This window comes from Streptomyces sp. DH37 (genome assembly GCF_029813835.1).
Taxonomy (GTDB): Bacteria; Actinomycetota; Actinomycetes; order Streptomycetales; family Streptomycetaceae; genus Streptomyces.
Window position 1 is genome coordinate 1 of record NZ_JARVKV010000194.1, and the last position, 444, is coordinate 444.

Annotated in this window: 1 protein-coding gene; it reads right to left on the reverse strand. The window is 66.0% G+C overall.

Annotated features, from left to right (window positions below; genetic code table 11):
* On the reverse strand, nt 1–444 hold a 444-nt coding region (locus QC029_RS31405), incomplete at both ends, for a DUF3734 domain-containing protein (RefSeq protein ID WP_279559101.1).

The window sequence follows — 444 nt, forward strand, 5'->3', positions numbered from 1 at the left end:
CATGCCAGCGCCGCGTGATCCCGGACGGACTGAAGTCGATATCCTTGGTATGGGTCTCGCGGTCGAGCTGCGGCGCCAGCAGCCGCACGACGTGCATGCGGGTCGGACAGCCGTAGCTCGTCAGCTCCTTCACCGCGGCATCGTTGCGCTCGCTCTCTGGCAGCCGCGCGGCGAGCTGGTTGATGACATGGCGCAGACGATGGGCCTGCTGCTGGCGCGTGATCTGGCTCGCGATCCGGCTGGAATACATCACGTCCTTGTGCCGGTTCAGCACCTCCGCCATCGTGGTCGGCTCGGCGCCGACGGGATTCCACAGATGCACGGAGAAGATCAGCGAATCCCTGCGTGGATTGTCGTCGAACACCGCCTCCGTCGGCGTGTTCGAGAGAATGCCGCCGTCCCAATAGAGCTCGCCATCGATGCGCACCGCCGGCAAGGCCGGCG